Annotated in this window: 22 protein-coding genes and 3 pseudogenes; 12 read left to right on the top strand and 13 right to left on the bottom strand. The window is 66.3% G+C overall.

What is annotated here, in order from left to right; all coding sequences use genetic code 11:
* Positions 1-289: 289 nt before the first annotated feature.
* A complete protein-coding gene (locus tag AC5Y2S_RS24565) occupies positions 290-610 on the top strand; it encodes a hypothetical protein (protein WP_499958920.1) in 321 nt (106 codons plus the stop codon).
* A gap of 42 nt (positions 611-652) precedes the next feature.
* On the opposite strand, the gene AC5Y2S_RS24570 is transcribed toward AC5Y2S_RS24565, so the two are convergent.
* The 3 genes from AC5Y2S_RS24570 to AC5Y2S_RS24580 all read right to left on the bottom strand — a co-directional run bounded on the left by AC5Y2S_RS24570 (position 653) and on the right by AC5Y2S_RS24580 (position 3,766).
* Positions 653-1,189 (bottom strand): PE family protein, encoded by a 537-nt coding sequence (locus tag AC5Y2S_RS24570; protein WP_499959006.1) that lies wholly within the window; start codon positions 1,187-1,189, stop codon positions 653-655.
* 127 nt (positions 1,190-1,316) lie between these two features.
* Positions 1,317-2,789 (bottom strand): AMP-binding protein, encoded by a 1,473-nt coding sequence (locus AC5Y2S_RS24575; protein ID WP_499958921.1) that lies wholly within the window; start codon positions 2,787-2,789, stop codon positions 1,317-1,319.
* Positions 2,786-3,766 carry a phosphotriesterase family protein gene (locus AC5Y2S_RS24580; RefSeq protein WP_499902863.1) on the bottom strand — a complete coding sequence of 327 codons (981 nt, stop codon included), beginning with the start codon at positions 3,764-3,766 and terminating at the stop codon, positions 2,786-2,788. The genes AC5Y2S_RS24575 and AC5Y2S_RS24580 overlap by 4 nt, the downstream gene beginning before the upstream one ends.
* Before the next feature lie 63 nt (positions 3,767-3,829).
* On the opposite strand from AC5Y2S_RS24580, the gene AC5Y2S_RS24585 reads away from it, so the two are divergent.
* The 3 genes from AC5Y2S_RS24585 to AC5Y2S_RS24595 all read left to right on the top strand — a co-directional run bounded on the left by AC5Y2S_RS24585 (position 3,830) and on the right by AC5Y2S_RS24595 (position 7,275).
* Entirely contained in the window at positions 3,830-5,527 is a 1,698-nt protein-coding gene (locus AC5Y2S_RS24585; protein WP_499958922.1) for an acyl-CoA dehydrogenase family protein, read from the top strand.
* Positions 5,528-5,641: 114 nt separating this feature from the next.
* Entirely contained in the window at positions 5,642-6,337 is a 696-nt protein-coding gene (locus AC5Y2S_RS24590) for a TetR/AcrR family transcriptional regulator (RefSeq protein WP_499958924.1), read from the top strand.
* The gene (locus AC5Y2S_RS24595; RefSeq protein ID WP_499958926.1) at positions 6,334-7,275 is read left to right on the top strand and encodes a R2-like ligand-binding oxidase; all 942 of its coding nucleotides are present in this window, start codon (positions 6,334-6,336) and stop codon (positions 7,273-7,275) included. Before AC5Y2S_RS24590 ends, AC5Y2S_RS24595 begins: the two co-directional genes overlap by 4 nt.
* Positions 7,276-7,288: 13 nt before the next feature.
* Here AC5Y2S_RS24595 and AC5Y2S_RS24600 read toward each other — a convergent pair whose 3' ends face one another.
* The gene (locus AC5Y2S_RS24600) at positions 7,289-8,665 is read right to left on the bottom strand and encodes an NADP-dependent succinic semialdehyde dehydrogenase (protein ID WP_499958928.1); all 1,377 of its coding nucleotides are present in this window, start codon (positions 8,663-8,665) and stop codon (positions 7,289-7,291) included.
* A 79-nt stretch (positions 8,666-8,744) separates the two neighbouring features.
* Between AC5Y2S_RS24600 and AC5Y2S_RS24605 the strand changes: the two genes are divergently transcribed.
* The 7 genes and pseudogenes from AC5Y2S_RS24605 to AC5Y2S_RS24635 all read left to right on the top strand — a co-directional run bounded on the left by AC5Y2S_RS24605 (position 8,745) and on the right by AC5Y2S_RS24635 (position 16,547).
* Entirely contained in the window at positions 8,745-10,391 is a 1,647-nt protein-coding gene (locus AC5Y2S_RS24605) for an acetolactate synthase large subunit (protein WP_499958929.1), read from the top strand.
* Between the two features lie 134 nt (positions 10,392-10,525).
* On the top strand, positions 10,526-12,436 hold the full coding sequence (locus AC5Y2S_RS24610) for a PE family protein (RefSeq protein WP_499958930.1): 1,911 nt from the start codon (positions 10,526-10,528) through the stop codon (positions 12,434-12,436).
* Between the two features lie 62 nt (positions 12,437-12,498).
* Positions 12,499-12,573, top strand: a pseudogene (locus tag AC5Y2S_RS24615) (thiamine pyrophosphate-dependent enzyme); the annotation flags it as partial.
* A gap of 143 nt (positions 12,574-12,716) precedes the next feature.
* Entirely contained in the window at positions 12,717-13,919 is a 1,203-nt protein-coding gene (locus AC5Y2S_RS24620; protein ID WP_499959008.1) for an HNH endonuclease signature motif containing protein, read from the top strand.
* Between the two features lie 40 nt (positions 13,920-13,959).
* Entirely contained in the window at positions 13,960-15,441 is a 1,482-nt protein-coding gene (locus AC5Y2S_RS24625; RefSeq protein WP_499958931.1) for a recombinase family protein, read from the top strand.
* 313 nt (positions 15,442-15,754) lie between these two features.
* Positions 15,755-16,030 (top strand): DUF3761 domain-containing protein, encoded by a 276-nt coding sequence (locus tag AC5Y2S_RS24630; protein WP_499958932.1) that lies wholly within the window; start codon positions 15,755-15,757, stop codon positions 16,028-16,030.
* A 67-nt stretch (positions 16,031-16,097) separates the two neighbouring features.
* Positions 16,098-16,547, top strand: coding sequence for a DUF732 domain-containing protein (locus AC5Y2S_RS24635; protein WP_499958934.1), 450 nt, complete (start codon positions 16,098-16,100; stop codon positions 16,545-16,547).
* Between the two features lie 86 nt (positions 16,548-16,633).
* On the opposite strand, the gene AC5Y2S_RS24640 is transcribed toward AC5Y2S_RS24635, so the two are convergent.
* From AC5Y2S_RS24640 to AC5Y2S_RS24680, 9 genes and pseudogenes are all read right to left on the bottom strand, one after another.
* Entirely contained in the window at positions 16,634-16,861 is a 228-nt protein-coding gene (locus AC5Y2S_RS24640; RefSeq protein ID WP_499958935.1) for a hypothetical protein, read from the bottom strand.
* Positions 16,862-17,179: 318 nt separating this feature from the next.
* The gene (locus tag AC5Y2S_RS24645; RefSeq protein WP_499958936.1) at positions 17,180-17,761 is read right to left on the bottom strand and encodes a hypothetical protein; all 582 of its coding nucleotides are present in this window, start codon (positions 17,759-17,761) and stop codon (positions 17,180-17,182) included.
* 131 nt (positions 17,762-17,892) lie between these two features.
* The gene (locus AC5Y2S_RS24650; RefSeq protein ID WP_499959010.1) at positions 17,893-18,129 is read right to left on the bottom strand and encodes an excalibur calcium-binding domain-containing protein; all 237 of its coding nucleotides are present in this window, start codon (positions 18,127-18,129) and stop codon (positions 17,893-17,895) included.
* Between the two features lie 474 nt (positions 18,130-18,603).
* Positions 18,604-18,891 (bottom strand): hypothetical protein, encoded by a 288-nt coding sequence (locus tag AC5Y2S_RS24655; RefSeq protein WP_499959016.1) that lies wholly within the window; start codon positions 18,889-18,891, stop codon positions 18,604-18,606.
* Between the two features lie 177 nt (positions 18,892-19,068).
* A pseudogene (locus AC5Y2S_RS24660) lies at positions 19,069-19,201 on the bottom strand (IS1 family transposase); the annotation flags it as partial.
* Between the two features lie 222 nt (positions 19,202-19,423).
* Positions 19,424-20,029: a hypothetical protein gene (locus AC5Y2S_RS24665; RefSeq protein WP_499958938.1), complete on the bottom strand. Its 606-nt coding sequence runs from the start codon at positions 20,027-20,029 to the stop codon at positions 19,424-19,426.
* Positions 20,030-20,272: 243 nt separating this feature from the next.
* Complete coding sequence (locus AC5Y2S_RS24670) at positions 20,273-20,482, bottom strand: hypothetical protein (protein ID WP_499958940.1); 210 nt, start codon at positions 20,480-20,482, stop codon at positions 20,273-20,275.
* A 995-nt stretch (positions 20,483-21,477) separates the two neighbouring features.
* The gene (locus AC5Y2S_RS24675) at positions 21,478-21,840 is read right to left on the bottom strand and encodes a hypothetical protein (protein ID WP_499958942.1); all 363 of its coding nucleotides are present in this window, start codon (positions 21,838-21,840) and stop codon (positions 21,478-21,480) included.
* A 15-nt stretch (positions 21,841-21,855) separates the two neighbouring features.
* Positions 21,856-22,041, bottom strand: coding sequence for a hypothetical protein (locus tag AC5Y2S_RS24680; protein ID WP_499958944.1), 186 nt, complete (start codon positions 22,039-22,041; stop codon positions 21,856-21,858).
* Positions 22,042-22,349: 308 nt separating this feature from the next.
* On the opposite strand from AC5Y2S_RS24680, the pseudogene AC5Y2S_RS24685 reads away from it, so the two are divergent.
* Positions 22,350-22,500: pseudogene (locus AC5Y2S_RS24685) on the top strand (IS256 family transposase); the annotation flags it as partial.
* Positions 22,501-22,616: the final 116 nt, after the last annotated feature.

Here is a 22,616-nt window from a genome sequence, read left to right on the forward strand (position 1 = left end):
CCTCTCCCGGACAACGGTCATCGACGGACCCATGGTGGGGCGCAGCGCTTGGAAGATTCTTGGAGTCGTCGCGCCTTGCCGGCGTCGTCGCGCAGGGGTGCCGACAAACTCGACCGCGCCGGGCGCGCCCGCGGACTGGAGGCGATGACATCAGTGCATCGGAACGATGCAGATCCATTGCAGCGCAGGGGATTGCGCGCGGTTGCCGGCAGCGGATATGGTCGAGGAGTTCCAACAACAGGACAGTCCCAACCCAACCACGGAACTCCAACGACCGAGGGGGTACACCGTGAGACAACCGGAACTAACCAGCCTCATCGGCCTGCGCGACAGTGACGGTGATCAGCTACACCTCGTTCGCCTCGATCGGGCCAATGGCTCCCGCAGGTATCTGATGGCAATCGGTCAGGAGAGGGTGTTCCTGACTCCCGGCGATCTGGACCGGCTGAGCACCGTCATCCGGTGCGAAGTAGGTGGCCGGAATGGTGATCTGAAGGCCGCGCTTAGGTTCCTCGCCCACGCCATCTGGCTGCTGATCCTCGCCGCGGTGTTGTCGCTCCTCGCGTCCGCACTCACCGGACCGTTGTTTGCGTACCCCTGGTCGAACTGAAGCCATTCGGTGAGCGGGCTCCGATTCCGAAAAATGTGTCGATTAAGGGATAAAGGCGTTGATGATGGCGTAGATCACGGCCTCGGCGATGAACGTGGTGACGGCGAAGACCGGGTAGGTGATCGGAAATAACAGGAAGGCCAGCACATCACTTGTGGCTCTGCCTAACTGATCAAACCTGACGTTGGGGAAGGAGCCAAACGAGTTCACGAAATTGCCGCTCGCGGTGACGAAATCGCTCTCGAGGAACTGGAAGAAATCGGCGAGGCTGGGGAATGTAGGCGTCAGCGTCGCGGCGATCCCGGACTCGGCGCTGGAATACGAGGCCGCGGCGCCGGTCATGTTCTGCACAAACTGCTGATGAAACGCTGCGGCCTGCCCGGCCAGGGCCTGATAATGCCTGGCGTGCGCGGAGAACAGATGGGCGATACCCGCCGATACCTCATCGGCGGCCGAGGGTATCACCGCGACGGTCGGGGCCGCCGCGACCAGGTGGGCCGCGCTGACATTCGCGCCCATAGCGGCCAAGTCCGTTGCCGCCGAGGTCATCATCTCCGACGTGGCGATCACATACGACATCCCGACCTCCAACCAATACAGCGACGGCCCGATCGCCACCGCATCAGTGAGTTAGCAGCGAATCGTACGCCGTGATGAGTCCTCGCAAAAGATGCCGCCTATTTGGGAGGCAAGATTCTTGGAGTCGTCAGGCGGGCTCGGCGGCCTGCAGGCGCGCGATCACCTCGGCGCGCACCGCCGACCGCCGCGCCTTGCCGGCGTCGTCGCGCAGGGGAGTGCCGACGAACTCGACGGTGTCGGGGACCTTGTACGACGAGATGCGTTCGCGCAGAAAACCTTTCACGGCTTCGTCGTCCAGCAATGACCCGTCGGCCGCGTGCACCAGGGCGTACGGCACCTGGCCCAAATCGTCGTGCGGCACGCCGACGACGAGGCAGGACAGCACCTCCGGGTGGGCCGACAGCGCGTTCTCGATCTCGGCGGGGTAGACGTTGCGACCCCCGACGGTGAACATGTCGACCCGGCGGTCGGACAGGTACAGAAACCCGTCGGCGTCGAAGTAGCCCAGGTCACCCAGGGAGTCCCAGCCGTCCCGGGACTTCGGCGTGACGCCGACGTAGCGGTAGGTCGGCGCGCTGCCGGGCGCGGGGCGCATGTAGATCTCGCCGACGACGCCGGGCGGGCAGAGGTTGCCGTCGTCGTCGAGGACCTTCATCTCCCCGGCCACCACCACGCCGACGGAGCCGCGGTGGGTCAGCCACTGGTCGCCGCTGATGAAGGTGAGCGCCTGTAATTCGGTGCCGCCGTAGAGTTCCCAGACGGCGTCGGGACCCAGCAGGTCGATCCAGGCCTGCTTGATGGCCGGCGGGCACGGCGCCCCCATGTGCCAGAACCGCCGCAGCGACGACAGGTCGTAGGCGCCGGGGTCGGCGTGGTAGACCGGCAACGCACGCTGCATGATCGTCGGCACCGTGGTCAGGAACGTGACCCGATGGTCGGTGATCAGCCGCAGGAAACCGTGCGGGTCGAACCGGCTCATCAGCACCAGGTGGTGACGCATCAGCAACGCGATCGTCGCGGTGGTGAAACCGGTGTTGTGGGACAGCGGGATCGGCACCAGCGTCGTGTCGCCCTCCTGCGCGCCGAGCGGGTAGCCGACGGCGGCCGGGATCCGGCTGTCGCCGCCGGACTCGATGAGCTTGGGCCGCCCGGTGCTGCCGCCCGACCCCATCGCCTTCCACACCGGTGAGACCGCCTCCGGCAGCCCGGCCTCGGACAATGCCGGGTCGGGGACGAAACCGGCTGGCACACTGGGTATTTCGGAGCCTTCGCGGCCCACCAGCAGGGCGGGCGGCCGCAACTCGAGCAGGCCGGCCAGCTCCGCGTCGGGCAACCGCGCGGACAGCGGCTGCGGCACCGCGCCCAGTTTCCAGCACGCCACCGCGGCCTGGATCCACTCGATCGAGTTGGGCAGCACCATGGTCACGTAGTCGCCGACGCCGACGCCGCGCTCGGCGTACGCGCGGGCCAACCGGTTCGTCGACCGGTCGAGTTCGCCGCGGGTGATGGTCCGGCCGTCGCAGGTGACCGCGGGCTCGTCGGGAGCCAACCCGGCAAGCTGCGAAATCTGGGTGCCGATCGGCGGGACCGGCTGGGTCACGAGTAGGCGCCTTGCCGCTCGAAGATGCGGCGCGGATTGTCCACCAGCATGGTGTGCAGCTGCTCGTCGGTGACGCCGCGTTCCTTGAGGGCGGGGATCACGTCGTTGTGGATGTGCAGGTAATGCCAATTGGGGGCGGCCACCGGCAGCAGCTCCTCGGGCAGCGCGTCGAAGTAGCAGTTGGCGTCGTGCGAGAGCACCATCTTGTCGGCGTGGCCGCGCTCGCACATCGTGGCCACGATGTTCACCCGGTCCTCGAACGGCGAGATCAGGTCGATGCCGAACCGGTCCATGCCCAAGTAGGAGCCGGCGGCGATCAGCTCCTCGAGGTAGCCGACGTCGGTGCTGTCGCCGGAGTGACCGATCACCACCCGGCTCAGGTCGACGCCCTCTTCTTCGAAGATGCGTTGCTGCTCCAGCCCGCGCCGCAAGCCCGCGTGGGTGTGGGTGGAGATCGGCACGCCCGTGCGCTTGTGCGCCTGGGCGACGGCGCGCAGCACCCGCTCGACGCCGGGGGTCACGCCCGGCTCGTCGGTGGCGCATTTGAGGATGCCCGCCTTGATGCCGGTGTCGGCGATTCCCTCCTCGATGTCGCGGACGAACATGTCGGTCATGATCTCCGGGCCGTCCAGCGGCGCGCCCGGGCCCTGGTAGTGGAACCGGAACGGGACATCGTTGTAGGTGTAAAGACCGGTTGCCACAACGATATTCAGCTCGGTGGCAGCGGCGACGCGCGCGATGCGCGGAATGTAGCGGCCCAGCCCGATCACCGTGAGGTCGACGATGGTGTCCACGCCGCGGGACTTCAGCTCGCCCAGCCGGTCGACGGCATCGGCCACCCGTTGATCCTCGTCGCCCCAGGCTTCGGGGTAGTTGAGGGCGATCTCGGTGGTCATGATGAACACGTGCTCGTGCATGAGCGTCACGCCGAGATCGGCGGTATCGATGGCGCCGCGAGCGGTATTGAGTTCTGGCACGGGACTGACTCTAAGGCGGATGGGCGGTTCACCAACAGGGCTGTGTGGGAGTACGTTGCCCCCATGTTGCTCAATCCCAACCGCCTGCAACGCCGCTATCCCGATGCCCGCTCGGGGGAGATCATGGCCGCGACCGTGGACTTCTTCGAGTCCCGCGGCAAGGCGCGGCTGAAGTCCGACGACCACAACCGGGTCTGGTACTCCGACTTTCTGGACCACATCGGGCGGGAACGCATCTTCGCCTCGCTGCTGACGCCGTCCGAGTACGGGGCGGACGACTGCCGCTGGGACACCTACCGGATCAGCGAATTCGCCGAGATCGTCGGGTTTTACGGGCTGAGCTACTGGTACCCGTTCCAGGTCACCGCCCTGGGCCTCGGCCCGATCTGGATGAGCGACAACGAGGACGCCAAGCGCAAGGCCGCCGCCCAGCTGGAGGCCGGCGAGGTGTTCGCCTTCGGGCTGTCCGAGCGGACGCACGGCGCCGATGTCTACCAGACCGACATGATCCTGACGCCCTCGGAACACGGCTGGATCGCCAGCGGCGAGAAGTACTACATCGGCAACGCCAACGTCGCGCGCATGGTCTCCACCTTCGGCAAGATCGCCGGGACCGACGAGTACGTGTTCTTCGCCGCCGACTCCCAGCACGACCGGTACCAGCTCATCAAGAACGTGGTGAACTCGCAGAACTTCGTCGCGAACTACGCGCTGCGCGACTACCCCGTCACCGAGGCCGACATGCTGCACCACGGCCCCGACGCCTTTCACGCCGCCCTGAACACCGTCAACGTGTGCAAGTACAACCTGGGCTGGGGCGCCATCGGCATGTGCACCCACGCCATGTACGAGGCGGTCACCCACGCGTCCAACCGCGTCTTGTATGGCACCGTCGTCACCGACTTCACCCACGTGCGGCGCCTGCTCACCGACGCGTACCTGCGGCTGGTCGCGATGAAGCTGGTCGCCACCCGCGCCTGCGACTACATGCGCAGCGCGTCGGCGGCCGACCGCCGCTACCTGCTCTACAGCCCGCTCACCAAGGCCAAGATCACCAGCGAAGGCGAGCGCGTCATCACCGCCATGTGGGACGTCATCGCCGCCAAAGGCGTTGAGAAGGACACCTTTTTCGAGGCCGTCACCCGCGAGATCGGCCTACTGCCCCGCCTGGAGGGCACCGTCCACATCAACATCGGGCTGCTCGCCAAGTTCATGCCCAACTTCCTGTTCGCGCCGAACGCCGAATTGCCCGTGATATCGCGGCGCGACGACGCCGCCGACGACACGTTCCTGTTCGCCCAGGGGCCGACCGGCGGCCTGGGCAAGGTGCGGTTCGGAGACTGGCGCGCGCCGTTCGACGCCTTCCGGCACCTGCCCAACGTCGCGCTGCTGCGCGAGCAGGTCGACGTGCTCGCCGAGATGCTGGCCAGCGCCACACCGGATGCCGTGCAGCAGAAGGACATTGACTTCGCCTTCGGGGTGGGCCAACTGTTCGCGACGGTGCCCTACGCCCAGCTCATCCTGGAGGAAGCCCCGCTGTCCGGGATGGACGACGCCGTGATCGACGAGATCTTCGCCGTGCTGGTGCGCGACTTCAACGGTTACGCCGTGGAACTCGGCGACAAGCCGGCGACGACGGACGAACAGGCCCGCTTCGCGATGCGCATGATCCGTCGTCCGGCGCACGACTCCGCGCGCTACGACCAGATCTGGAAGGAACACGTCCTGCCGCTCAGCGGCGCCTACCAGATGCGTCCGTAAGTCCCCCGGCACCGCCGAGCGTGCGGCTGAGCGCACACTGGACAAGACGAGCCTTGACTGTGACGTGGCTCACCGTAGAATGACCAGTGGTCATCGAACGCGAGGAGGCTCCAAATGCCAACGGTGACTTGGGCGCGCGTGGACCCCGCCCGACGCGCGGCGGTGATCGAAGCCGCGGAAGACGAGTTCGGGGCGCACGGCTTCTCCCGCGGCAGCCTCAACGTCATCGCCCGGCGCGCCGGCGTCGCCAAGGGCAGCCTGTTCCAGTACTTCGCGGACAAGCGCGACCTCTACGCGTACGTCGCCGACATCGCCAGCCAACGGGTGCGCGCCTACATGGAGGAACGCATCCGCGAGCTGAACCCGAGCCGGCCGTTCTTCGATTTTCTGACCGACTGGCTCGACGCGTGGGTCGCCTACTTCGCCGACCACCCGCATGAACGCGCGCTGCACGCCGCGGCCACTCTCGAAGTCGACACCGAGGCCCGCGTCAGTGTGCAGAACGTCATTCACCGTCACTACCTGCAAGTGATGCGCCCATTGGTCCGCGACGCGCAGCTGCGCGGTGACCTGCGCGCCGATTCGGACACCGATGCGCTGTTGTCATTGATGCTCTTGATCTTTCCGCACCTGGCGCTGGCCCCCTACATGCGCGGCCTGGACCCGGTTCTCGGGCTCGACGAACCCACCCCGGAGCAACCGGCGCTGGCCGTTCGCCGGCTCGTCGCGGTGCTGGCGGCCGCGTTCTCGACGCAACCGCACCCGACGCCAGTCCACCCAGCCTTACACCGATCTGAGGAGGTCACATGACACGCACACATTCGGGCTCGATGGTTGCGGGCGGACTCAACTGGGACAGCCTGCCGCTGCGGCTCTTCGCCGGCGGCAACGCGAAGTTCTGGAATCCCGCCGACATCGACTTCTCGCGTGACCGCGCGGACTGGGAGCGGCTGACCGACGACGAACGCCACTACGCCACCCGGCTGTGCGCCGAATTCATCGCCGGCGAGGAAGCGGTGACCGAGGACATCCAGCCGTTCATGGCCGCGATGCGCGCGGAGGGCCGGCTCGGCGACGAGATGTACCTGACGCAGTTCGCGTTCGAGGAAGCCAAGCACGTGCAGGTGTTCCGCATGTGGCTCGACGCCGTCGGCGTCACCGGCGACCTGCACGAGTATCTCGACGACATTCCCACCTACCGCACGATTTTCTACGAGGAGTTGCCGGCCTGCCTCGACGCCTTGTGCACCGACCCGTCACCGGCCGCGCAGGTCCGGGCGTCGGTGACCTACAACCACATGGTCGAAGGCATGTTGGCGCTGACGGGCTATTTCGCCTGGCACAAGATCTGCGTGGAGCGCGGCATCCTGCCCGGCATGCAGGAGCTGGTGCGGCGTATCGGCGACGACGAGCGACGCCACATGGCGTGGGGCACCTTCACCTGCCGGCGCCACGTCGCCGCCGACGACGCCAATTGGGGCGTCTTCGAAACGCGCATGAACGAGCTCATGCCGCTCGGGCTGCGCCTCATCGAAGAGGGCTTCGCCCTTTACGACCCGATGCCCTTCGGCATTTCGACGGACGAGTTCATGGCCTATGCCGCCGACAAGGGCATGCGGCGGTTCGGCACGATCAACAGCGCGCGGGGCCGCCCCGTCGCCGAGATCGACCTCGACTACTCGCCGGTGCAGCTGGAGGACACCTTCGCCGACGAGGACGAGAGGGCGCTGGCGGGCGCGTCGGCCTGAGGGCCTCGGGGAGCTACCCCACCCAGACGGTCTTGGCGTTGCAGAACGCTCGGATGCCGAGGCCTGCGAGTTCGCGACCGTAGCCGGATCGCTTGACGCCGCCGAACCCGAGTTCGGGGTACGACACCGTCATCCCGTTGATGAAGACCTGTCCGGCCTCGATGTCGTCGATGAAGCGCTGTTGCTCCGCCTCGTCGTTGGTCCAGGCGTTGGACCCAAGCCCGAAGGTGGTGGCGTTGGCGATCTCGATGGCTTCGTCGATGTCCTTGGCCCGGTACATCGAAGCGACCGGTCCGAAAACCTCTTCGGTGTAAAGGGCCATGTCCCTGGTGATGTCGGTGACCACCGTCGGCGGGTAGAACCAGCCCGGCTGGGCGGGGGTCTTGCCGCCGAGTCGGACCTTGGCACCCGCGGCGACGGCGTCGTCGACCTGCTTGGCGATCTCGTCGCGGCCCGACTCGGTGGCCAGCGGGCCCACGTCGGTGTCCGGGTCGGTCGGGTCGCCGACCTTCAGGGCTTCCATCCGCTCGACGAACTTGTCCACGAACGCGTCGTAGATGTCGGTGTGGACGATGAATCGCTTGGCGGCGATGCAGGATTGGCCGTTGTTCTGGGTCCGGGCGGTAACCGCGGTCTTGACCGCCTCGTCGAGATCGACCGACGGCATCACGATGAACGGGTCGCTGCCGCCGAGCTCCATCACGGTGGGTTTGATCTCGTCACCGCAGATGGCCGCGACGGATTGGCCGGCCGGTTCGCTGCCGGTCAGCGTGGCCGCCTTGACCCTCGGATCGCGCAGGATGGCCTCGACGGCGCTGGACGAAACGAGCAGTGTCTGGAAGCAGCCCTCCGGGAAGCCGCCGCGGGCGATGACGTCCGACAGATACAGCGCCGATTGCGGCACGTTCGAGGCGTGCTTGAGCAGGCCGACGTTGCCCGCCATCAGTGCGGGAGCGGCGAAGCGGACGGCCTGCCACAGCGGGAAGTTCCACGGCATCACGGCCAGCACCACCCCGAGCGGCTGCCAACGGGTGTAGGCCCGCTTCGCACCGACCTTCGCCGCGTCGGCCGGCTCGTCGGCCAGCAGCTGCTCGGCGTTCTCGGCGTAGTAGCGAAAACCCTTGGCGCACTTGAGCGCTTCGGCCTTAGCCGACTTCAGGGTCTTACCCATCTCGAGGGTCATCATGGCGCCGACCTCGTCGGCTTCCTTCTCGAGAAGGTCGGCGGTGGCGTTTGCCCATTCGGCACGCTGGGCAAAGGTGGTGTTATGGCGGTAGTCCTGGAACCGGGCGTGGGCGCGCGCGACGGCGGCCTCGACTTCCTCGTCGGTCGCGGGGGTGAAGGTTTTTACTGTCTCGCCGGTAGCCGGGTTGATCGTGGCGATGGGCACGCTGAGATCCTTCGCTTCGAGGTTGGTAAAAGGTCCAACACCCAGCCTGCCACTATCGTTCCCCCCATGGAGGTGCCGGATGAGTAAAGCCGCTCAGCTGATCGTGAAGTGCCTGGAGAACGAGGGTGTTTCCGTCGTTTTCGGGGTGCCCGGCGAGGAGAACATCCGGTTCGTGCAGGCGCTGGCCGCATCACACATCCGCTACGTGCTCACCCGCCATGAGCAGGCGGCGTCGTTCATGGCGGAGATGTACGGGCGCGTCACCGGCCGGGCGGCGGTGGTGTCGGCGACCCTGGGCCCGGGCGCCATCAACATGCAACTCGGCGTCGCGGACGCCACCACCAACAGCACCCCGATGGTGGCGATCTCCGCCCAGGTCGGCCAAGACCGCGAGTACAAGGAGTCGCACCAGTACGTCGACCTGGTGTCGATGTTCGCCCCGATCACCCGCTGGGCCGCGGGCATCCCGACCCCACGCGCCATCCCCGAGATGGTCCGCAAGGCGTTCAAGGTCGCCGAGACCGAACGCCCGGCCGCGGTCTACCTCGCGGTCCCCGAGCACATCGACGCAGACGAAGCCGACTACGACTTGAAGCCATTGCCCCGCAACGTTGTTCGCCCCGACGCGCCGGCGCCCCGGCAGGTCGCGCGCGCCGTCGACATCCTGCGCCAGGCGAAGCGGCCGGTGGTGCTGGCCGGGCACGGCGCCGCGCGCGCCGACGCGACCAAGGCCCTGGTGCGGTTCTCCGAGGAGTTCGGCATCCAGGTGGCCAACACGTTCCACGGCAAGGGCGTGATGCCCGACGACCACCCCAACAGCATCGGGACCGTGGGGTTCATGCGGCACGACTACGTCAACTTCGGGTTCGACGACGCGGACGCGGTCATCGCCGTCGGCTACGAGCTGCAGGAGTTCGATCCCGTGCGGATCAACCCGCAGGCCGACAAGAAGATCATCCATGTGCACCGCTTCCCGGCCGAGGTCGACGCGCACTACTCCGTCGACGTCGGGATCATCGGCGACATCAGCGATTCGCTGAACGCGCTCACGGACGCGCTGGCCGGCCATCGCTTCGAGCAGGCCGCCGACGTGCCGGGGTCGGGACTGCTGGCCGAGGAATTCGCCCGCGGGCAACAGGATTCGCGTTACCCGCTGGCGCCGGCGCGGCTGGTCGCCGACACCCGCGCGGCACTGGGCCGCAGCGACGTGGTGCTCGTAGACACCGGCGCCACCAAGATGTGGATGGCGCGGCTCTACCCGACGTACGAGCGGAACACCTGCCTGATCTCAAACGGTCTGTCCACCATGAGCTTTGCGTTGCCCGGGGCCCTCGGCGTCAAGCTGGCCCGCCCCGACTCCAAGGTGCTCGCCGTCGCGGGCGACGGCGCGTTCCTGATGAACTCCCAGGAGATCGAGACCGCCGTGCGCGAGCGGATCCCGCTCGTGGTGCTGATCTGGGAGGACGGCGGTTACGGCCTCATCGAGTGGAAGATGGACCTCGAGCTCGGCGAGCACTACTACGTGAAGTTCGGCAATCCCGACATCGTGAAGTACGCGGAAAGCTTCGGCGCCAAGGGGTATCGGATCACCAGCGCCGCCGAGCTGTTGCCGACGCTGAAGGCCGCGCTGGCCGACGACGGGGTGTCGCTGATCGCGTGCCCGGTCGACTATTCCGAGAACCTGCGGTTGACCGACCGGCTGGGTGAACTGGACGAGACGCTTTAGTCGCCTGGGCTCGGGATTGCGGGCGAGCGGGCTTCTAAGCTCCCGTTTGCTCAAGGCTGAAACATCGGCGCGGAATTGGCGTACGCTTTCAGTGCTCTTCATCTGTACTCCTCGACCCGTGGGGAGGGGCAGCGATGTCGTATTTGATAGCGGTCCCGGAATTTGTGGCCTCGGCTGCATTGGATGTGTCCAAGATCGGCTCGGCGGTGACCGCCGCCAATGCCGCCGCCGCGGGCCCGACGACGGGATTGCTGGCGGCCGGTGCGGACGAGGTGTCGGCGGCGATAGCGTCAGTGCTCTCCAGTCACGGGCAGGTGTTCCAGGCGCTCAGCGCCGAGGCGGCGGAGTTTCATGCCCTGTTCGTGTCGACGTTGAACGCCGCCGGGGGCGCCTATGCGACCGCCGAGGCGGCAAACTCCTCGCCATTGCAGACCCTCACGCCCCTGTGGCAAGACGTACGGGCCGTAGTCAATGCGCCCACCAATGCGTTGTTCGGGATCCCGTTGATCGGCAAGGGCGCCAATGGGGCGCCGGGGACCGGGCAAAACGGGGGACCGGGCGGGATCTTGTTCGGCGACGGCGGCGACGGGGGCTCCGGGGCGCAGGGCCACCCCGGCGGCAACGGTGGTAACGCTTTCTTCTTCGGCAACGGCGGCAGGGGCGGGGCCGGCGGCATTGGCACCACCGGCACCGCGGGCGCCGCGGGGGCCAGCCCTACCAACGGCGGCCTCGGCGGCAACGGTGGGTCCGGTGGGGTGGGCGGCAACGGCGGGCTGATTTTCGGCAGTGGCGGTGCGGGCGGCGTTGGCGGGACCGGCGGGACCGGCGGGAGCGGCGGAGACGGCGTCACGGGCTTTCTTAACGCGACCGGCGGCGGCCTGGGCGGGACCGGCGGGACGGGCGGGAGCGGCGGGCACGCCGAGGGAGTGTCGGGATTCCTCGGCGGTCACGACGGTGATGGCGGCACAGGCGGCCTGGGGGGCCACGGCGGCCAGGGGGGCCAAGGGGGCGACACCGCCGGCACCGCAGGCAACGGCGGCAAGGGCGGCAACGGTGGGACCGCCGGCCTGGGTGGCAGCGCGGGCGGCCCCGGCGCCAGCGTGGGCCTTGCCGGCACCGGCGGCACCGGTGGCGACGGCGGCGACGGGGGCAGCAGCACTGGCGGCACGGCCGGCGTCGGCGGCAACGGCGGCAACGGCGGCAACAGCGTCGGCGGGACCGGCGGCAACGGCGGCGACGGCGGCAACAGCGGCAACGCCACCGTGAACAGCTCGGGCCTGGTGGCCGCGGAAACCATCCGCGGCGGCAACGGCGGCAACGGCGGCAACGGTGTCACCGGCGGGGACGGCGGAAACGGGGGCGGCGGTGGCAGCGCCCTCGCCACCGGCACCACCGACGCCATCGCGATCGGCGGCGGTGGTGGTGGCGGCGGCGCCGGGGGCAACGGCACGGGCGGCGGCCACGGCGGCCACGGCGGCCAAGGCGGCAACGGCGGCGGCGTCGCCGCAACGGTCGGCCTCAGCTCCGTCGCCGCCGGCGGCGGCGCCGGCGGTGGTGGCGGTGGGGCCGCCGGGATCGCGGGTGGCCCCGGTGGTGGGGGCGGCGGTGGGGCCGGCGCCGATGTCACCAGCACCACCGCCACCAGCGGCGGCGGCTTTAGCGGCAGCACCGGCCAAGGTTCCGGCGGCGGGGCCGGTGGGGGCGGCGGCCAACCCGCCGCCGCAAGCGGTACCGAAGTCGCCGCAGGTGGTGGCGGCGGCGGTGGCGGCGCTATCACCGGCGGCCCCGGCGGCGACGGCGGCCAAGGGGGTAGTGCCAACGGTGTGGCCCCCGGCGCCGGCGGGGTCGGCGGCACCGGCCAGCCCCTCGGCGGCGCCGGCGCGAACGGTGCCGCCGGCAACCTCTTCGGCACAGGCGGCGCCACCGCCACGGGCGGCGCCGGCGGCAACGCCAACATCGGTGGCGGCGGCGGGGGCGGCGCCGCCTTCGCCAGCGGGACCGGCGCCGTCGCGCACGGCGGCACCGGCGGCGACGGCGGACCTTAACGCCGACGCACCCCGGGCCGAGACCGGCGTCGCCCCCCTGCTGAGCCGATTCACCCGTTGTTGCGTTGCCCGGGGCCCTCGGCGTCAAGCTGGCGCGGCCCGACTCCAAGGCGCTCGCCGTCGCGGGCGACGGCGCGCCCGGTCGACTATTCCGAGAACCTGCGGTTGACCGACCGGCTGGGTGAGCTGGACGAGACGCTTTAGTCGAGACACCGCCCGTTATCCACAGGGATGGCCTGCCAAAAAGCACGAGTCAATGGCCCGCGCTATACTCGAACACATGTTCGATGAGACGGCCCGTGCTGAGGTGATCGCCCGGTTCGACGAGATGATCGAGCGGTGCTATCCGTCGACGACGGCGGAGTCGGCGGTGATGGTGGATCGGATCTGCGCGGCGGCGCGGGCGGAGAACCGGGAGGCCGCCGCGCAGCTGGTCGCGATCCATGAGTTGTTTCGGTATCGGTTGTCGCGGTGTTCGGAGAGCGAGGACTGGGCGATCGACACCATGGAGGCGGTTGCCGCGGAGGTCGCGGCCGCGTTGCGGATCAGCCAGGGTCTGGCGGCGAGCCGGCTGCACTATGCCCGGGCGATGTGTGAGCGCCTGCCGCAGGTGGGCGGGGTGTTCGCGGCGGGGGACATCGATTTTCGGATGTTTCAGACGGTCGTGTTTCGCACCGATTTGATCGAGGACCCCGAGGTGTTGGCGGGCGTGGATGCGACGTTGGCGGCCAATGTGGCGCGCTGGCCGTCGATGAGTCGGGGCCGGTTGGCCGGTCAGGTGGACAAGATCGTGGCCAAAGCCGATGTGGATGCGGTGCGCCGTCGAAAAGAGCGTCAGGTCGATCGGGAGATCTGGATTGGGGATCGGGTTCAAGACGGGCTCTCGGAGATCCACGGCAGCCTGCTGACCCCGGATGCCCACGCCCTGGAGAAGCGGCTGAATGCGTTGGCGGCCACGGTGTGTGTCCACGATCCGCGTACCCGTGAGCAGCGCCGCGCCGATGCGCTCGGCGCGCTGGCGGTCGGGGCGGATCGGTTGGGCTGTCGCTGCGGGCGGCCCGACTGCGCCGCAGGGACACGGCCCGCTGCGTCGCCGGTGGTGATTCATGTGATCGCCGAACGGGCCAGCCTGAACGGCACCAGCACGGCTCCGGGCTCCGAAGTAGGCGCCGACGGCCTCATCCCACCCGAACTGCTGGCCGAAATCGCTAAGTCGGCCAAGCTCATGCCGCTGGTTCACCCCGGCGACGCGCCACCCGAGAACGGCTATGTGCCCTCGCAGGCGTTGGCCGATTTCGTGCGCTGCCGGGATCTGACGTGCCGCTGGCCGGGCTGCGACGCCCCGGCCATCGGCTGCGACCTGGATCATACGATCCCCTATGCCCAGGGTGGGCCCACGCACGCGTCAAACCTGAAGTGCTACTGCAGAACTCAATTGATGCTAGCTGAGAGCACTTCTAGGGTAGGGTGTTGTACCAGGTGAGAGGGCAGCTCGCCCTCCGCCACCCGAGGAGCACACCATCATGACCGCCACCATCGCCCCCGTGCAGGCCCCTGTCCGCGCCGGGGCCTACTGCCGGATCTCGTCGGACCCCGACGACAAGAAGGAGGGGACCGACCGGCAGCGCAAAGACACTGCGACCCTGTGCGAGGTGAAGGGTTGGGAGCTGGTCGACTACTACGTGGACGACGACCGCTCGGCGTCCAACGGGAAGGCCCGCCCCGAGTGGGAGCGGCTGCTGGCCGACATCAAGGCCGGGCGTATCGACGCCATCGCGGCCTGGGACCAAGACCGATCGTGGCGGCTGATGGCTGACCTGGAGGAGCTGCGCCGGTTCTTCGCCGGGCTGGGCCGCCCGGTCAAGCTGGCCACCACCGGGCAAGGCGACGTGGACCTGTTCTCGCCGACCGGGGTGCTGGCTGCGCAGATCAAGACCGCCGTGTCCGAGCACGAAGTGGCCATGATGCGGGTACGGATGCGTCGCGCGCAGCGCGAGCGCGCCGACAACGGGGCGACCGCGTTTCACCGCGCGTTCGGGTACCGGCGGACCGGGCACACCGACAAGTGCGGCCCGAAGTGTAAGGCGTATCACCACGAGCTGGACCCGGACACGGCGCCGCTCGTGAAGAAGGCCTACGAGATGCTGCTGGGCAACAAGTCGCTGGGGGACATCGCCAAGATGTTCAACAAGGCTGGCGCGTACGGGCTCAACGGCAAGCCGTGGACAGAAACAACCGTGAGCCTGTTCCTGCGGGCTGCCCGCAACGCCGGGATGCGCTCCTACCACCGGGACAACAGCAAGCTGGTTGAGGGCGGCTGGCCTGAGCTGGTGCCGCTGAGTGTCTGGAAGCGGGCGCAGGACAAGCTGACCGACGCCGCGCGGCGTCCCGGCCAGAAGTCAGTCCGTGAGCACAAGCTGACCGGCGTCCTGACCTGTGGGCACTGCGGGCATCACCTCGGCGGGCAACGGCTCCGCACACCCACCGACGCGGACCCGACCCCGCCGGTCGCCTACACGTGCCGGAACTGCCGCCAGCTGTCGATCCGCGCCGCCCACATCGAGCCCTTCGTGGCCCGGCTGATCGCGGAGCGGCTCGCCCTGCCCGACGCCGTGGACCTGCTCAAGGCTGAGATGGACCCGGCCGAAGCCGAAGCGATCCGCGCCGAGCTGAACGCCCTCTATGCGCGGCTTGAGGCCATCGGTGTCGAGCGGGGCCTGGGGGAGCTGACGGGTCCGCAGGCCCGCATCGCCAGCGAAGTCGTCAACGGCAAGATTGCCGCCCTGGAGCACCGGCAGATCAGCGACGACCGCTGGCGGGTCCTGGAGGGCCTGGACTTGGGCGCGGACCGGGTAGCCCGTCAGCTGGACAAGCTGGCGCAGGAGTCACCGGGCCGATACCGGGCGGTGGTGCGGCTGCTGCTGTCGATCACCGTCAATTCGGTCGGGAAGGGCAAGAATGGCCGCAACTTCGACCCTGACCGCGTAGATATCACCTGGCGCTGAGAGTGCACCGCGCACGTCTCAGGGCGAGGGGTTATTCCCCAGCGGAATCGTGTCGCCGCGACACGTTTTCCTTCAAGTGGAAGCGCGGTCACGTCAGAGTTCCGTCGCAAAGGGTCCAGATCACCGTGCCGCTAGAAATCGTTCTGTGTATACAGCTTTCCCTTGCCCACCAGGTACCGCCTCTTGCGCTAACGAACATATTCCCCTAGACCCACCAAATCAGGCCCTTGGTCCCTACGTTGGACGGCTCGGGTCGATTAGCGTCGCCAGCCACGGCAAACAAGACAGTCGGTCTCAACACCAGGTGTGGAGCATGATTCGTGGACTGCTCGTAACGACGGCGATCGTTGTCGCAACGATCGGCGCTAGTTCGATAGCAGAGAGCGCCGCCGCGATTTCGCCAATCTTGACCGCTGGCTGTCTGCCGGAGGACTACGTGCCCTCCAGCGTGCACTGCAACCCTCCGACGCCGCTACCGAGGGATACGTACCAGTGTCGAGACGGCTGCTTTTCTGACAGCAGAACCTCCCAGGGGGCGTGTTCTCACCATGGCGGCATTGACCATCCGGTCAATGAGGGCAATGGGTAGTCAGGGCGGGAACCCGCGAACGTTGACGGCAGCGCGGTTTGCCCTTACGACGTCGAGAGAAAAAGAAATGACAATCACACGCAAGCGCCTTGCAAAATTCACCGCTGCGTTAGCGACATTGGCTGTACTGCTTTGCCATGCTCTGCTATCGGCACCGAAATCGCATGCAAGTGTTCAGGATGATCAAGATTATTACTATTTATTGACTGAGCCAAATCAGGATCATCCCATGGTGATCTGGAATTTTCCAATGATTAGGTCACAGGGCGTAGGAGTGTGTCGGCTTTTGGATGCCGGAAAGACCAAGAGTCAAGCACTTCTGGCCTTGGAAACCGCTGGCCCGTATAGCGATGATGAGGCTGCGAATATTATCGCTTCAGCCGTAGTTATCTATTGTCCGAGGCACAGTGTTGCTGAGGCTGGACAGGGCTGGGATGAGTCCCGTCCGACATTTCCAATTCCTTCATATCCGCCACTTATGTGGTCACCCGGTGGTGGTCGTGCCGGTGCAACATGATCGCCAGCAGCCTGGCGCATCGGGTCGCCCTAGCCACCAGGATGAGCGGACTAAAGAACAAAGAGACAAGCCCAGAGGTTGAATTTCTAAGGCCCGGGCGGCAGGTTCTGCGAATTCTGCAGCTCTTGTTGCTTGGCCTGCTCTAGGTTGGTCGCGCTATTAGGCGACATGAATACCCGAACCGGTGGAGGGCACTGCGGATCGGTGCAGGCCCCGCCCCCCTGTCCGACTGGATCGGCACCGGCTACCGGTCCTGTGACAATGGCAGCAGCAACGACAAAAACGCTGGCCACAACCAATTTCTTAACGTTCATCTGTTCATCATACGTAGGTCGTACAGGCGTGCGTTAGAGCCTTTTGGCCCGGCAAAGAGGATCGCGCCCCGTTCCGTTCCACCAGACCGCACGGCAGGGGCCCCCGTTCTGGAACCAATAAGTCCGCGTCTAACTCGGTATTGACAACATTGAACGGGCCGCCATCGCCGCCGAGTGATACGACCCGAAAAGAAGAATCTTTCCGTGGCCCAACCAGGTCGCCTGTCCCGAGCGCCAGGTGGGCGTTATAAGCGTCTAGCGGGCGGTGGTGTTTCAGCGTGAAGTTGCGACCATTGATGCGGCGCGTAGCGCGGGCTACTAAGCCGCGATCAGGCTCCTGTTCACGATGTCCTGCGCTGCCTTCATCTGCCTCTGTGCCACGTTGATGCGATCGTAGAATTCACCGGACTGCTGGAGGGCCCCCTGCTGGGCAGCCAGGCAGTTGTGCGCCGCGACGTGGACGTCGGTGATCGCGCCTGCTATGTCAGCGGTCACCAGCGGGTCTGGGCTGGGCAGGTGCGACTGCAGCTTGTTCTCAGCGATGTCGTGCATCCGGAGACAGGCGTCTTCGGTGACACCTCCGCCCGCCGCGATAGCGCGGTCCATTATGCGTTTGGCATCGTCGATGGCGTTCTGCAAGTCATTGAAGTCCGCACTCGCTCCGCTCCACCAGTTCTTGAGCGCATCCTGGGGGGACGTCGTCGTCGGCTTGGATGAGGTTGTCGACTTGTGCGCGAAGAGCACTGCGGTCGTAGCTCCGCCTCCGATGAGAAGAACGGCGGCAACGCTTGCCAGCGCGATGATCCACTTCTTCTTCGACGACTTCGGCGGCTTGGAGACCGGGCCGCTGGGGGGATGCTCTGGATAAAACTCTGCTTGGGGTGGCGGCTGTGCTGTCATGTCCTTCGTTACTCCCCGTAGTGGGCCGGCAAGATCGGATGCGGCCTTGTTGCTCGCGGCTCTTTGAGTTGTGCAAAGTGGGATACCGCTCTAAACCAATCGCTGACTAGGGCCTTTGGTCCCCAACACGTCTAACGCCAATAACTCGGCACCGCTTGCTCAGCCGGGCTTGGGGACTCGCATGCTATGCCGTCGTGGTTCTTGTCCAGCGCGGGCCTGTAGGCCGGGTCACCCTCGGGAATGTCCCAGCGCCCATCGGCGTGGGCCTCAGCACAGTTCTTGTAGTAGACCGCTGGCCGACTCGGGGTGGTGGTCGAGAACCGAGTGGGCGGGTGGTTGGTTCGCGGTATCGACGGGCCCTGCTTTATCCAGGGCTACAACTACGATCACCACGCACACCACGATGACCGCGATCAACACCCCGGCGAGTACGTGCGCCAGTCTGTTTTGCGCCGCCTCACTCAAAGCCAGGCGCCCCGTGGTTGGTCTTAGCTGCTGTGCTTGGTGGTGTCTTGGCCGCCAAAGTAAAACCCGATGATCGTGCCGGTCACTCCGAAGAACGGCGTGAATATGCCTGTCAGTAGCGTATTAACATCGCTATGCCAGATTAGGGCCCACAGCAGCAGAATATTCGCTATCCCCGCACTCACCGCTGCGAATCCAATCGCCAATATCGTTCGGACCCGTTCTCGATCACGCGCCGGTTTGTATTCGGGCGCGTACGGCACACTCGGCGTGTTCGAAGCCCCCGGCGTCGGGGGCGGCGCGGTGTCGATGTTTAGCACACGAGGATGACTCACTTGCTTCTCACCGCCGCGCTGCGACTCGGAGGGCCCCGTGGGTCATCGGAAGACGATCTCCCGCAGCTCGCCGTTGTCCTTCTTGATGAGAAGCTTGCCGTCTCTCGTCTCATCATCGATGAACTTTGAGGTAGTGATCGCCTGCCGGAGTGCCGCGCTGAGCGTCAAGTGATTAGCCTTGGCAAGTTGGCGCAGATCATCGACTACATCGTTTGGCAGGGTTGCGGTGATCTTGGTGGCGACTGCTTCAGTCGTGTCGGTCTCAGTCGTCGTGTCGGTCTCAGTCGTCGCGGCGGTCTCAGTCGTCGCGGCAGTGTCGGTTTCAGTCATCGATGCGGCCCTCCTTCTTAGGTACCGTAAGTATGGCTCCTGTGCGGGTATATGGGTAGAACAATTACGGCAAAAGTACGGTTCCTTGGCTACATCATGACCCTCATCACACGGGTTGCGCCGAACGCGAATGATGCGCCGAAAGGCCAAAGTACTACCGGCTGCGGCCCGCGCTCGGTCAAGTAGGGCCGCGATGTCGCGGTGCGTCCCAGACGCGGTTCTCGACGCCAGCGGCCATCGCGGGCGTGACCTTGTGGCCTCCGGCGTCCTTGGTGAGGGTCTGGTGGGGACGCGCGAAGTTGTAGTTCACCTTTTAGACTGACCCACTACGCGCTGGCACAATACCTAGGTCGGGTAGGCATTGTGCCGTATACTTGCTGGTGTCGCGGTAACGCGGCGAACAATTACATCTGGTGGACGGTAGGGGATTCGAACCCCTCGGGTAGCAGTGTCCAACTTCCGACCCGGCACCGTGCACCGCCCAGTGTGAGAGGCCCGCGACCTCGCCTTTCGACGAGGCCACGGGCGGTGATCAGCCTCCTATGGGGGCTCGATCTCCAACACGATCAAGGTGGATTCGTGCGTCATACGCACTACTACCTTGATCGTGAGGCGGGGCCGAGGTTCCATCTCGACCACCTCCTATCTCTCTGGGGGAGCCTTCGTACGACTCCCCGTTGACCTCAACCCCGGTGTCCGCCGGGGTTGAGGTGTCTTTGAGGGTGAACTTGCCCGCTCGCCCAATGACTCGATGCAGATTTCCTTGCTTGTCGGCGTAGTAGAGGGCGTTCCGCACTCTCTCTTTTGTGGCGTCTGACCTGCTTTCTTTCAGTAATTCCACCACCTCACCGACGCCGAGGACGGCATCCGGACGCTGCTTAAATACAGCGATCACCGCGTCGGTGAAGGTAGCGGCTTCGCCCACCGTTGGCGACGTTTCTTCGGGTGCCGAGGGGACGGTGGGGAACTCCTCAACCGCGAGACCGTAACGGCCTAGGCGCTCTGCCTCCGCTATAAGGGACGCCATCTGCTTCTGTAGTTCGCGGATCTCGGCGAGGCCCTTCTCCATGGCAGCGGCGCGTTCATTGAGACGGCTGAGGGTTTCGCTGAGCCGTCCAACATCCAGTGCTGACTCCATGTGGGTAACACTACCACCTCCCCACAAACTTTTGTGGGTAGGTGGCCGGAGCGCCCAAACTCCATTCATGTAACTTTGGGGATGCATCGAAGTCCTATGAACTCGGCGGCGTCACAGCCACCGGCCGAGGCTCGTACTGATTCGAGCTGCCCTTCACCCCCGTGAACGTCAGGCTGCACGCCCCACACCGCTTCCCCACGCGAACCACCTCGGAGAAACAGACACAACAAAGCACCGCCCTGGTCATAGGGACTCCGGGTCCCACGGCAGCTCACCGGCCCGCTCATCCTCGCCGCCGACAGCCCTGGCCGCCGCCTCTTCCGCCTCCGCATCCAGCCCGTACAGCTCCCGCTCCACAGTCAACAACAGCCTGCCCAACGTCCCCACATCGCGAGGCCCGGCATCGCCGATCACCTGCGCCATCCGATCCCGCACCGCCCGCAGAATCGTCACATGATCACCACCTCGAACAGCGGCGAGGACCGTCACCACCTTCGTCGAAGTCGAACGGTGATCCCGACGAATAGGCGTCACATCGGACATAACCAGCCTCTATCGCTCAATTCCGGGAAACCCCAAAGCAATTCGCACAAAGCGGCGGCGATCTGCGGAAACCAGAACCGTTCCGGCACTTGACCTTTGGCGCGCGGACCGGAAATCCCGACCGCACCCCCCGATGGTCCGTGGTAAGTACCCCCAGGCGCGAGGCGGCCTCGCCAAGCGGATTTGCTAAAAATAACGCGTGACGCGATCGTCGCTGGTCAGATGTGGTTTGCTGTGTATACGCGTTTGCTGGCCAGGTCGGTTGCGTCGTTGTGGGGCTTGGTGATTCGCCGCTGACCTGCGTAGACGTTTGTGTCGGTGGGTTGCTGTACGAGTGTCGTTGTGCCGCAGGGCTTTTCATGTCACCCGCCCGGGCTGGGTTGTGTTGCGGGGCTTGGGTTTTGGAGCCCCGGCACGCATCCCCCGGACTGGGGCAATTGAAAAGGACGGCGCGCCGGGGTGGTCGAAGGTCCCCGGCGGTGCGGCGCCGACCATTTCGCCTTGTGGTTCCCCGGCGGCGAGGTGGACAACCAGAACGCCTGCCGCCGGGGGCCGGACGAGACGGGGGGCTCGCCCGGCCGCCATCTCGTTCGGAGTCTTGGTGGGGTTCCCGGCAGGGCGGCCCGGAAAGTGTGGCTCGCCCTGCCGGGCCCCGTGGTCGCACTCGCCCATGACCAACGTGCGACTTGGGGTCTGCCCGTTCGCCGGTCGCAGCCAAGTCCGCGAAGACAGCCATCGGACCCAGTTCGGCGAACGGGTGGTTCGGGGGTCCCGGCGTGGCGGGCGGCTGGAGAAACCGTGGCAACCACTGAGTAGCCGCCCGCCAGCGCCGGGGTGCGCTCCGGCCGCCACCGCAACCCGCTCAGGAATCGGCGGGGCCGTCGAATGGAGCGCTGTTCTGGGTGTCATGGCTGGCAATGGCCGCACGAACTGCAGCACAGCCCTTGGTAGTCGGGGCTGTGGCAGTTGGGGCAGCAGGTGTCGGACATCATGGCCGGGTTGCTGGTGTCGGTGGACGGCCCGAACTTTTTACCCAACGTCACCAGCTGGAACGGCATCGCGGCTTGCCTGGCGGCGGCGATGCGGCGGGTCCGCGTCCTCGATTCAGCTCGGCGCGCGACACTGGCCAGTCGGTCCTGTGCGGCGAGTTGCGCGACTTCCTCGACAGAGATTCCGGCCGCTTCGGCCAGCTCGGTCAGCGGCCCGGCGGCGGCCGATGAACGGTCGTCGGAGTACTCGATCCGGTGCCGGTTTGCGCGGTTGGACATGGTGGGCCTCCCGTGTCAGGGCTGCTGCTTTTGATAAGCCCGACCGAGCGGGCCGGTCAGGCGGGATTCGGCGAGCCCGGCTTTGAGGTAGCCGTCCGCGACGGTGTCGGGCAGGTCGAGGATCGCGCCTTTTGGCGTTCCCCCTTCGATCCCGACATGCAGCCCGTTAACCGGAATAAGCATTCTCACTTTGGTGGCCATGGGTCGGTCCTTCCGTCGGTGTCTGCGTACCAGTATCGGCACGATTCGCTGGGTCTGCCCGCAATGAGCGCAAGTTCCTGGATAGCGGGGCTGTCCGGGGACACGGAAAGGTATCTGTATCGCGTTCTGACGGCCGTTGGGGGCCGCTCGGGCACTCCCCCATAGCTGAGGGGCCGTGCAGCTGTCTGTGCCCTACTGATAAGGCTTCCCGCGCCATTCCTGTTGGTCGGCGGACCACCCCGGAGCAGGGGGTACTGGCGGCCCGCGTCGACTAGGTCGAACCCGGGATACGCTCTGCGCGGATCGTTCCCTCGGATACCGCCGAGATGAAACTGCTCTACCTGGCCATCCGCAATATCAACCCAGAAAAGAGCATCCACCCAAGGACCCGGAACCTACCGCTGGACCGAAGCGTTGAACACCTTCGCCATCCAGTTCTCCGACCGGCTCCCGCTATAAACCAAAGATGAACGGCTACAACACCTTCCACAGTTATCTTGACAAGCCCTGGCCGCTCGGCCGACGAACGAGCACGCCCGGTACATGGAGTGCGGAATTAGCCATTGACCCAGAGG

The sequence above is a fragment of the Mycobacterium sp. NGS69 genome, assembly GCF_059812165.1.